Here is an 11,193-nt window from a genome sequence, read left to right as displayed (position 1 = left end):
CAATCAATAGTAGAAGACGGTGACAATCACGCCGGGCACCACCGCATACATGAATGGCATATGAATTTTACCCGACTGGAGGAGGCTCCTAATGTATCCGGTATGATTTGACGCATTGGTCAGCAGAAATGCTCTGAACGTTTCGAGCAACTTCGTCCATAACAGCTTGCGCACCGCCAGAATAATGGCCGCATACAGGGAGGCAAATACGATTGAATGCATTACACTATATAATGAAAATTCAATGCCAGTAAGTGCACCTAGCGCGGCAAACAGCTTCACATCCCCCGCTTCCACCGCTTTGAACAGATGCAGAATGAGCATGGCGGCGAAGCCGGCGGCCAGACCGGCTAGCGAGAAGAGTAGACCGGCCAGGCCTTTCAGTATGAATGCATGTCCGATACCCACAACCATACCGCTGACAGTTAACCAATTTGGCAAGCGATGATAGCGGATATCCAGATAAGCCGCACATGCGATTAATAAGGCCAGCAAAATCAATGTGCTTAAGTCCACAAGCAACCCCCTCTAAACATCCCTCTTGTCTAGTTTGTTGTGTCTACTTTCTGATCCATAATCAGGTCACTCTCCGCTTGGTCAAGCACCTTTTGCACCCATGCGGTAATTTGCTTGCGGAATGCCACAGCAATAACAATCAGTACACCAGCAATCAACAAAATCTCCAAGGTGCCCAGCCCTTTTTCATTTCTCCAAAATGCAATTGCCCAATTTTTCAACACAACATTCTCTCCCTTACAAATTGTTTTTATTACATTAAGGACAACGCCGGAAATCCGACGATGACCATAATGACCAGGAATACGAATACCATGGGAAACAGCATCTTCGAGCTGGCTTGCTCGCCCAGGGTTTTGGTAATGCTCTTACGCTTCTCCCACAAATCCCGGGAAATTTCCCGTAGCGAAGCGACGAATTCCTCTCCGCCACGGTTATAATTCAGCAGCATGGACGTAGAGAAGATGGTTGCCTCCTGCACACCGCAGCGCTTGCTGAAATCCTCAATCGATTGATGGAAGGAATAACCATTCTCCAGTTCTGCCGCCACCATGGCGAGTTGATCGTACAGAGCATTCGGCTTATCTCCACTTCGCTTCTGCTTGGCACAGCGAATCAGCGCCTTTTGCACCGTTTCCCCCGCATTCACGAGCAAGATCAGCTTGTTAAGAAATTCAGGCAGCTCCATCGTAATTTCTTGCTTCATCTTTTTCACTTTCTTCTCCAGCTCTTGCATTTGAATCAAGGGAATGAGCAGCGATAAGATGAACCCTCCAGGAGCGAACCACCAATTCTCCGGCATTAACAAACCCAGCACACAGCCAAACACGGTGACGATGATAGAGATGGACACCGCATCGGCCAGGAACATTTTACTAGTGATGAGCGCTTTCCGTTGTCCATGCAGCAGCAGGATGTTGTGATAAATTCTTCCGCTAATCTTCGGAATGCGCTTCTCCAGCTTGATGACATACATAATAGCCAGGCTATAGGGGGCAAGTACCGCCAGCCGCGTATATTGTCTATTGCTTTGAACCGCCTGCTTATAGCCCTCCAATACGTCCGCCCTGACCACTACCACAACCAGCAGTCCAATGTAGACTAATAAAAATAATCCGCCAATCATCGGCTCACACCCTGATATCCATAATTCGTTTGGAGGCGTAGGAGCAAACCCCAAGTACAGCGAGCGCCCCCGTCATAACCAGCCGCCCACTAATTCCTGTGTAGAGCGGCTCCATATAGTCGCCGGAGAAGAAAGCCAGGCCAGCAATCAGAACCAGGGGTGCAAACATCATCGCGGTAGATTCAAATTTCTTCCCCGCAACGAGTACAGCAATTTCCTGCTTAATCTCAATTTTCTCTCCAATCATATTGGAGGTACGACGAATGACCTCCACCAGATCGCCACCCTGGGTACGGCAAATCATAAATACATCAATAAAGTTGGTGATGTCCTCTATGTCCGCTCGTATGCTGAAGTCCAGCAGCGGCATCTCCAGCGATTCTCCGTTGTCTATACGATGATTGATTTGGTTCAGTTCTTTAATAATGTAGGTATCGGGGTCAGGATAGAGTAGTTCTAAATCCTTTACGATTTCGCTGAATGAATTCGTAACCGAGCGGCCAGCCGCAAGTGACGAAGCCAGTGAATACAAAGCCTGACGGAACTGTAGCGTCAGCTCCTGCTTTCGCTTCTTGAGCAATCTTTGCTTCATCATTCTCGGATACACGAAAGCAAGCAACGCTAGAATGGCCGCCATAGGCACGCTCTTGTAAAAAATCATGCATACCACGAAAATAACTGTCGCAGCCACCAATATTCCGCCGATATATTGCACCCAGGATAAATGGTACTCATTATAGTTGATCTGCTGGTTGCGGGCGGGCCGCTTCACAGGAAATGCCGACCATTCCAGCATGCGCTGGAATCGGCCCGGAAGCCGTCCCATCATGTCCGCCGTGTCCATTCACTTCACCCTCCTTCTCCAATCGCTACGATCTCCCCAATTTCATCCAGCTTGATGCCGGCAAACCGGAGCTTGTCCAACTCCCGCATCACATTGCCCGTGGGGACAAGAGAACCGATGATCTTCCCCTCCGCCGTCTCCCCCCGTTCCTGAAACCGGAACAAGGAATTGAGCATAACCTCGCCTCGATCGTCGACTCCAATAATTTCTGAAATTTCCACGACCTTGCGTGTCCGATCTCTTAACCGCATCAAGTGAATCATCACATCAATGGCCGAAGCAATTTGCTTCCTGACTACACTGATCGGCATCTCCGCACCACTAATGACCATAGATTCGAGACGGCTGAGCATATCGGAGGTAGAGTTCGCATGCCCCGTAGACAGCGACCCATCGTGACCCGTATTCATCGCCTGCAGCATATCCAGCGCCTCGGCACCTCTGACCTCCCCGACAATGACCCGGTTAGGACGCATGCGCAGCGAGCTTCGGATCAATTGGCGAATCGTAATTTCTCCTCTGCCTTCCGTATTGGCATTACGGGTTTCCATGCGTACGATATTAGGTACATTCAGAATTTGCAGTTCGGCCGAATCCTCAATTGTAATAATTCGCTCATCCTGCGGGATGAAATTGGACAGGGCGTTCAAGAAGGTGGTTTTGCCAGAGCCAGTACCGCCTCCGATAAACATGTTATATTTGGCGACCACCAGCTTCTGCAAGAAAATCGCCACATCCTCGGTTAATGCGCCTAATCGGACGAGTTCCTGCATGTCCATTGGCTTCTCGGGGAATTTTCGAATCGTCATGGTTGGTCCGTTAAGCGCGATAGGCGGCAACACGACGTTGACGCGGGAGCCATCCTTCAGCCTGGCATCTACGATGGGACTCGACTCATTCACCACGCGATTTACAAAGCCCACAATTTTCTGAATGACATTCTCCAACCGACGTTCATTTTCGAACTTTTGCGGTGATTTCATCACCTGGCCATTTCGCTCAATAAATATCTCGTCGTAGCTGTTAATCATGATCTCCGTGATACTCTTGTCTTCAATTAACGGCTGCAAGGCATCCAGTCCACGAAACGAGTTCATGATACGTTCGATCATCTGCTGTTTCTCGCTAATGGTCAGGTTGTCTTCAACGGTGTGTTCGAATACAACTTGTTCAATCTGACTGAGCACATCATCATCAGAAGGTGCCCCCTCCTGATCCAGCCAATTCTTCACGATCAAACGCAGTGTATCGAACTTCTCATCGGTCATGGTCTGGATACTCATGTAGTAAATACCCTTGAGCCCGCCAGCATTTGTCTGACATAGTGATTAAAATGTCGATTTCTTGAGTAGTCCGCCGCATCCCCCGTCTTCTTCCATTCAGGAATATAAGGTAGATATGACGTTATTTGGAAGTCGGAATCATAAATAATCTGTTCATCCAATTGCTTATTCAGTATGAAGAACAATTGGCTAAAGAACCGGGTATCTCCTAAATTGGCACGTTGTAGATAGCGCAACACGATTTGAGTCTTGGCCAGGCACTGCTCGTTATGCTGCATCATCCAGTAAACAAAGTCACTCTCCTGTAAAATACCGAGGTTACGCTCATCAACCGAATAGTCCATATCCACAATGATGTAATCGTAACGCCCCATCTGACACAAGACTTGCAGCAGCCTCTTGGCATCAGCTTCAGTCAGCTCCAGTAAATCCCTGACATTAGATGGGCCTGTTAAATAATCAATACCCAGGCTCTCATGATGTTGTCTCAAGCTCTCAAAGCGAACGGAAAGCTGCTTCTCGTTATTGCGCATATAATAGAGCAGATTGGAAATTCCCTCTTCTGCCTTACGGCCCGTGTGCAGCGGATTACCGCATACCGCCTCCATATTCAGATACAATGTCGCAAAATTGCGCTGACTTAATTGATGTGCAGTAGCTAATGCCGTCGCGGTCTTGCCGGAGCCGCCTATACTGGAATAGAACGCTGCAATCTTGGTCTTACGATCCCGTTGGAACTTCTGTGATGCATTGGGATTAAGCTTGGCATAATGCTTTAACGCTTGTTCGATTAACTGATTAAGCGGCTGATACATTTGCAATGCTGGTTCCATTGCTTCAAGAGCCCCGTCCTCTACCAGCGCAATGTAGGCACATTTTCCCTCTTGATGATTCGGGACCATTGGCATTAGCTCTTCCGTGGCCAGGACAATATGAGCAGGCTCGCCAGAGGCAAGCAATTCCTCCACGTGTGCTTTACTTGAGCAAAACCGAACAATGAGCTTGCTATGATAGTCCGATTCGCGAATGTAAGTGTGTAATGCTGTCTGGTACTGCGAATCCGCTATGGCGGCAATGACATAAATCTTCTCCATTTCCCGACTCCTTTCGAGCACATCCCCATTATGGGAGCGCCAAAAAAGGTTGTAAATCAACAGAAGGGTTGAGAAGAGGGTTGGAGTCCTAGGACAATAGTTGTAGTGGCAAGGCTTTATCCCTATTCATTCGACAATTGTAAAATTTTTGTAAAATTTGCTCGTGTATCTTTACAACAACCCTTTTTGCCTTGCTTTCTCTATAGCCAATACACGATTGGGGACCTCCAATTTCTTGTACATGTTATTCACATGGGTTTTGACCGTAGCCATCGAGATCCCCATTTTCTCCGCAATCAGCTTGTTTGATAAGCCCTCATGGAGCAAGCGCAAGACCTCTTGCTCCTTCACCGTTAATAATGACGCTTCTGCATCTGGACCCGTCAGTTCTTCCATAGGTCTGGTGGTATTCGGTTTGACCTTGGCTTGATGCACCAACCGCTTCACGTACATCAGGGACACCTTATGAATGATGGTACGATAATGGCTTTGACGGGACTTCAGATACACGCGAAGTAGTTCAACCATAGGACCATCGTAATCAGCAAATGAACGAACACATCCCTCCGTTTCTCCTAGATGAAGGGCTTCCTCCAGAACATCCAGAGCAATCGATAATTGACCACTTTGATACAAGACCAATCCAAGCAAGGCAAGGCTTCGAATCAGACAGAGAGCATCACCGGTTGCACGAGCATGCTCGCAAATGGTATAAGCCCATTCCTCCGCCTCCTCCTGTTTGCCCTGCATTAACAATAACCGCGTGTAAATTCGATAGGCGGCAAATTGCTCTGCCGGGATTTCCTCGGCTATGCTCACCTTATTATCTAGCAGCCATTCCTCCGCTTTATCGGCTTCTCCCATACGCAAACAAATCGTCGTCATTAACAGGGCTGCACTTTTTTCCAATTCAAGGTTCTCAAGTGGCTCTATATCCTTCTGTAGTTGTTGTATATCCACAAGACATTGTGGACCCTTATCTCCGCTCCGGGCCAGCTCGATAGCTGACAATACGAGACGGACTCGAATAGCAACCTGCATGATTCCGCACGCTTGAGCATCATCCAGCAGTTGACGTGCATACTGCTCGGCTAGCTCCAAGTGATTCCATTCATATAGCAAAGCTATGTAAGAGATATTAATCTCTGTGGAGATGACTCCACTTTTGCCTTCGGCCCCTGCTCCCAAGAATCGTTTCAGCAACACCTCCGCCCCTTTCAAACTGCCAATATGAGTATGTAAATCCCGTAGAGAAATGATAGAATCACTAGGGATAACTACACCTTCGAACAGCTTTTCTTTAGGGTCTGCCTGGATATATTGACTCCAATGCTCGATGGACTTCAGAAAATCCTTGGTCTTGTAGGCATACAACGTTTCAATCAGCAACAGCCCTGTTCGCCATACCTTCAAGTTCTCCTCATTCTGTTCCGCAGCAACTTCAAATAGCCTTTGACGTAATCGGTCACAACACCGCCGACTCTCCTCCAGCTTGCCATCTACCAGCTTGATCACAATATGCAGCAGATAAAGCCTCGGCTGGCTAAATAAAAATTTCAGCGGAATCCGGTCAAACCAATAGCGAATATCCGGCTTCTCCAGGCTGCCTGGATGAAACAAGATACCTGCAAGCAGTTTGGCCATCGATTCGTAGGCCTCGGCATGTAAATAGTAATGAAGTGCTTGCAGTGGTTTGTCACTCTGCTCCATCCATCTCCCTGCCCTGGCATGCAATTGTACACTTAAGCCTGGCGATTTCTGCTTCAACTGGAACTGTAAAAATTGGCGGAACAGCGGATGATATCGGAACCATCCCTCCACCCCTTCAATGGATGCTGTAAACAACCTCCCCTGCTCAACTAGGCTTCGTAACTCTTCCCCCTCGCCCAAATCACTAACGTATACGCACAATTCTGCGTTCATCTCCTCCAAAATAGATGAACGATATAGAAGCTGCTGCTGCCGTTCACTTAAGGAAGAGAGAATTTCATCGAAGAAGTAAGCGGCAAAATCCTTGTTTTGCCCCATGATATGTCTCCACGGCTCGCTGCTGCCGGCATGCTCCAGCATAGACATCGCTGCCAGTCTCAGCCCTGCTGCCCAACCTTGTAATTGTTCATGTATGTAAAATATCTGCTCATTACGCAAATCGAGATCATGGTAAAGACTAAAAAACAACTTTGTTTCACTAGGACTGAATTGCAGGTCGCTCTTGTCAATTTCGAGCAACTCATTCGCCGCCTTCATTTTGGCCACTTGCAGAGATGAATAAGCCTGACTTACCAAATAGACATGAACCTGCTCAGGCAGCAATCTGATAAACTGATTCACCTCGGCCAGAACATCCGCATCGGTAATATAATTGAAATCATCCCACACCAATATCGTCTGTTCCCGCTTCATGCTTAGCTCATTCAACAAATCAGCAACGGACCAAGGGAGCTTGCCATGCTTATCCAATAATCGGCTTAACTGTCCCCTGCGAAACAGGCTGTTCGGCTGAAGAGACGCTGCTACATGTGTCCAGAAGCTATGAGGATGATTGTCCCTTTCATCCAAGGTGACCCATGCCACAAATGTCTCCATCCTTTTGACCCAATCGCTTAGAATTGAAGTCTTCCCATAGCCCGAAGGGGCAACTACAAAGGTAACCCGTTTGTCTAACCCCTGATCCAATAACTTGTAGAGCTTGGGACGCGAAATGAACGTATTGCTGATCGGTGGAACCTTTAGTTTGGTCTGAATAATCAATCCATACCTCTCCCTTCAACTTCTATCACACATGATTCTTTATAATCGGTAGCCCTAATGATGACAATCAACCTTTTAGCTGAATGGATAGGTGGAGACCAACGATAACCAGTGTATCAAGGGAAAGTTTGCTCAAGAAAAATATGAAGTTAATTCTAAGTAAAGCGACTATGGAACTATATTCTAATAGGAAAAATTGCTCATTTTTATATTTTTTCTTCTAAATTGGTCATTTCAAGAACAAAAAGAAGCGTAGCTGAATACTCCAGCCACGCTCCAAATTATTGCTTATTTTGTCATTTAAATCCTTCAATAAACTTCTTCGCCGCACTGGTTAGCGGCAAATTCCGCATGTTCATGACTCCCACCTGGGAAGGGGGAAGCTCAACATCCAGCTTGATCTCAAACAAAGAGCCCTCCTCTAATTCCTTGCTGACAAATTCGCGGGCTACATACGATATCCCCAGCCCCTTACGTGCCAATTCAATTAATAAATCCACGCTGCCCACCTCAATCTCCGGCTTTAGCTCATAACCATAGCCATGAAATAGCTCCGTAATAGCCATCCGAGCCCGGCTATTCCGAGAGAAGAGAACAAGTGGATAGTCCAGCAATTCCTGCAAGGAAATTACCTTATTATGAATCTCAGGGGCATAGCGGCAGCCCGCCACAAAACAATCCTGAAGCTCAATGCCCTCCTGAACCTCGATTTGCGAGTCCATGATTGGCATTCTAGCTACGCCAAGATCAATTTTTCCTTCTTTGAGATACCCCATAATTTCCGGGGTGGTCCCGTGCAATAGTTGAATGCCAATGTCAGGGTACTGAAGATGGAATTCCTCCAGATAGGGCAGCAAGTAATGCTTGAACAGTGAATCACTGCCGCCGATTCGCAACACACCGCTATCCAGATTTTTCAGCTCCGCCATTTTCTTCTCAGCCAGCGAGATCAGGATCTGGGATTGTTCGATGTAAGAATATAGAACCGCCCCCTCTTGAGTCAGTGAAACACCCTTGGAGTTCCGCTGGAACAAGGTGAGGCCAAAGCTCTCTTCCAATTGCTTGATGGCGTGGCTAACGCTCGGCTGCGTCAAAAACAACGCATGCGCCGCCTGGGTCAAGCTCCCGGTCTTTGCTGCCCAATAGAAGACTTTATATAGCTCATAATTATTTGTCATAAATGTGGTCTATAGCTCCTGTCAAATATATTAATTACATGTATAGTGCTAATTCGTATTATAGTGGTATCAAGCTAATGAATCTATAGCTAAACATAGTTGCATAGACAGAAAAGCTATGCCGAGAGGAGAGAACCTGGATGGATGCCAATACATTCGTATTGTTTGGGGCAACCGGCGATTTGGCAAAACGCAAAATTTACCCGGCCCTGTTTAATTTATTTATTGATGGAAAACTGCCGGAGCTTTTCTCCGTGATTGGTTTGGGCAGAAGAGCCTGGTCCGATGACACCTTTAAGGCGAACATCGAGCAATCTCTGCACAGCTTTTCGAGACGTGAAGTCAAAGATCCTGAGGCCGTCAAGAAATTTCTCGGCTTTTTCCGTTATCATGTGCTGGACGTAGACCGCACGGAGGACTATCAAAGCCTGCTGCAAATGATTGAACAGCGTGAGCAAAACCTGGCTATTACGCCAAACCGCTTGTTCTACTTATCCGTAGGACCCGAGTTATTTGAAACCATCGCTGCGCATATTCAAAATAGCGGACTTGGCGACACTACGGGGTGGAAGCGCCTGGTCATCGAGAAGCCATTTGGCCGTGATTTGCAATCCGCTCGCGATTTTAATGAGCAGCTTAGCAAGTCCTTTTCCGAAGAAGAGATTTTCCGCATCGACCACTACTTGGGTAAGCCAATGGTACAGAAGCTGGAAGTGCTTCAGCGGACAAATCCGGTCATTCAAGCGTCCTGGAATAACCGTTACATTGCCAACGTGCAAATTACCGCAAGTGAAACGGTGGGCGTAGAGGAAAGAGCCGGTTATTACGATCATTCCGGCGCTCTTCGCGATATGTTCCAGAATCATATGCTGCAATTGATGATGATGCTTGCCGGTCATTTGCCGAAGAGCGATGACTCCGAGCAAGTTCGCTTGAAGAAAAAACATGTCATGCAATCCCTGGAGCCTCTGTTGCCGCAAAATGTCAACAGTCAGGTCATCCGCGGTCAATATAAGCAAGGTGCTATTCAAGGAAAGCCGGTCCCGGGCTACAAGGACGAAGCCGGTATTCCCCAGGATTCACAGAATGAGACCTTTATTGCTGCCAAGCTGCAAATTGATGATCAATTCTGGCGGGGCATCCCGTTCTATATTCGGACGGGTAAGCGAATGAAGGAGAAGGCTACCCGAATTGTTATCGAGTTCAAGGAGCCCATTAAGCGAACATCTGAGGGAAATAGCGTTCATAAGCCGAATTTGCTGGTGTTTGAGATCAGCCCTAACGAAGGCATCTATCTGCGGTTAAATACTGAAGATTCAGCGCAAAATCAGGATCTTACAAAGGTGCTCATCGGCACGCACAAGAGCGGCAGCGAGGTTCCGGAAGCTTACGAGAACCTGATCTATGACGCTCTACGCGGAGATTCCTCGTTCTTTGCCCATTGGGATGAAGTGGAGCTCGCTTGGAAATGGGTTCAACCTATTCAGGAGGCCTTTGCTGCTAACGAGGTGCCATTGTACGAGTATGAAGCCGGAGGTTTTGGACCACAAGCGGCTCACGATCTGCTCGCGGAGGACGGCTTTGAGTGGTGGTTCGACCAAGAACATGCAGACACAAGCTCTGCCCAAGCACAAGCCTCCCGGCAAGACAAAGAGCCGTCGCTGGTTAAGTAATCAAGTAGCTCATTTTTTCAGTCAGATATCTCAAAAATAGGTTTTCTAAATTGGAGGGATTGACGATGAAATTTTTTATTGATACAGCAAATCTGGAGGATATTCAAAAAGCCTACAAGATTGGCGTATTGTCTGGAGTTACGACCAACCCTTCCCTGGTCGCAAAAGAAGGCGTCAAATTCGAGGACCGGATTGCAGAAATTTTACAGGCCGTGCCGGACGTGGAGTCTGTCTCCGCCGAAGTGACGCCAGATGCCGTAACCACGGAAGAAATGATTGCCCAAGCCAACGAGTTGATTCAGATTAATAACCGCGATCCGCATATCACAATCAAGCTGCCTATGACTCTGGCGGGACTAGAGGCAACCAGCGTGCTGGCCAAGCAAGGTGTGAAGACTAACGTTACCTTAGTCTTTACCGTCAATCAGGCCTTGCTGGCAGCCCGGGCAGGGGCGACCTATGTGTCGCCTTTTCTCGGCCGTCTGGATGATATATCCGAGGACGGTGTACAGCTTGTCACCAGAATTGCCGAACTGTTCCGGGTGCATCATCTCGATACGCAGATTATCGCCGCATCGGTTCGACATCCGGACCACGTCACCCGCGTGGCCTTGGCTGGTGCACATATCGCCACCATTCCATTTGGTGTCATAGCCCAACTGGTGAAGCACCCACTCACGGACCATGGCTTGGAGAAGTTCGCAGCGGATTGGAAGAACGTATAAATT

10 protein-coding genes are annotated in these 11,193 nt (G+C 47.7%); 2 read left to right on the top strand and 8 right to left on the bottom strand.

From position 1 onward, the window contains the following. Positions 1-3: 3 nt before the first annotated feature. The 8 genes from AC1VOR_RS20580 to AC1VOR_RS20545 form a co-directional block, all read right to left on the bottom strand. Entirely contained in the window at positions 4-516 is a 513-nt protein-coding gene (locus AC1VOR_RS20580; protein WP_482620632.1) for an A24 family peptidase, read from the bottom strand. Between the two features lie 29 nt (positions 517-545). After that, entirely contained in the window at positions 546-740 is a 195-nt protein-coding gene (locus AC1VOR_RS20575; protein WP_482620630.1) for a Flp1 family type IVb pilin, read from the bottom strand. A 29-nt stretch (positions 741-769) separates the two neighbouring features. Beyond that, positions 770-1,642: a type II secretion system F family protein gene (locus tag AC1VOR_RS20570; protein WP_482620629.1), complete on the bottom strand. Its 873-nt coding sequence runs from the start codon at positions 1,640-1,642 to the stop codon at positions 770-772. Between the two features lie 4 nt (positions 1,643-1,646). After that, the gene (locus tag AC1VOR_RS20565) at positions 1,647-2,486 is read right to left on the bottom strand and encodes a type II secretion system F family protein (protein WP_482620627.1); all 840 of its coding nucleotides are present in this window, start codon (positions 2,484-2,486) and stop codon (positions 1,647-1,649) included. A gap of 5 nt (positions 2,487-2,491) precedes the next feature. After that, on the bottom strand, positions 2,492-3,754 hold the full coding sequence (locus tag AC1VOR_RS20560; protein ID WP_482620692.1) for a TadA family conjugal transfer-associated ATPase: 1,263 nt from the start codon (positions 3,752-3,754) through the stop codon (positions 2,492-2,494). 11 nt (positions 3,755-3,765) lie between these two features. After that, positions 3,766-4,863 carry a P-loop NTPase family protein gene (locus AC1VOR_RS20555; RefSeq protein WP_482620625.1) on the bottom strand — a complete coding sequence of 366 codons (1,098 nt, stop codon included), beginning with the start codon at positions 4,861-4,863 and terminating at the stop codon, positions 3,766-3,768. A gap of 171 nt (positions 4,864-5,034) precedes the next feature. Next, on the bottom strand, positions 5,035-7,614 hold the full coding sequence (locus AC1VOR_RS20550) for a winged helix-turn-helix domain-containing protein (protein WP_482620623.1): 2,580 nt from the start codon (positions 7,612-7,614) through the stop codon (positions 5,035-5,037). Between the two features lie 296 nt (positions 7,615-7,910). Next, positions 7,911-8,792 carry a LysR family transcriptional regulator gene (locus AC1VOR_RS20545; protein WP_482620621.1) on the bottom strand — a complete coding sequence of 294 codons (882 nt, stop codon included), beginning with the start codon at positions 8,790-8,792 and terminating at the stop codon, positions 7,911-7,913. Positions 8,793-8,932: 140 nt separating this feature from the next. Here AC1VOR_RS20545 and zwf point away from each other — a divergent pair, with 140 nt between their 5' ends. Both zwf and fsa read left to right on the top strand, forming a co-directional pair. After that, positions 8,933-10,465 carry a glucose-6-phosphate dehydrogenase gene (gene zwf, locus AC1VOR_RS20540; RefSeq protein ID WP_482620619.1) on the top strand — a complete coding sequence of 511 codons (1,533 nt, stop codon included), beginning with the start codon at positions 8,933-8,935 and terminating at the stop codon, positions 10,463-10,465. 65 nt (positions 10,466-10,530) lie between these two features. Next, complete coding sequence (gene fsa, locus AC1VOR_RS20535; protein WP_482620617.1) at positions 10,531-11,190, top strand: fructose-6-phosphate aldolase; 660 nt, start codon at positions 10,531-10,533, stop codon at positions 11,188-11,190. Positions 11,191-11,193 lie beyond the last annotated feature (3 nt).

The sequence above is a fragment of the Paenibacillus sp. 1SOY10 genome (assembly GCF_056836745.1).
This window is presented reverse-complemented; position numbering and strand designations above follow the sequence as displayed.

Bases quoted from the DNA above. Each gene is read 5' to 3' on its own strand.
- AC1VOR_RS20570 (WP_482620629.1), bottom strand. From the start codon at position 1,642: ATGATTGGCGGATTATTTTTATTAGTCTACATTGGACTGCTGGTTGTG.
- AC1VOR_RS20565 (WP_482620627.1), bottom strand. From the start codon at position 2,486: ATGGACACGGCGGACATGATGGGACGGCTTCCGGGCCGATTCCAGCGC.
- AC1VOR_RS20560 (WP_482620692.1), bottom strand. From the start codon at position 3,754: ATGACCGATGAGAAGTTCGATACACTGCGTTTGATCGTGAAGAATTGG.
- AC1VOR_RS20555 (WP_482620625.1), bottom strand. From the start codon at position 4,863: ATGGAGAAGATTTATGTCATTGCCGCCATAGCGGATTCGCAGTACCAG.
- AC1VOR_RS20545 (WP_482620621.1), bottom strand. From the start codon at position 8,792: ATGACAAATAATTATGAGCTATATAAAGTCTTCTATTGGGCAGCAAAG.
- zwf (WP_482620619.1), top strand. From the start codon at position 8,933: ATGGATGCCAATACATTCGTATTGTTTGGGGCAACCGGCGATTTGGCA.
- fsa (WP_482620617.1), top strand. From the start codon at position 10,531: ATGAAATTTTTTATTGATACAGCAAATCTGGAGGATATTCAAAAAGCC.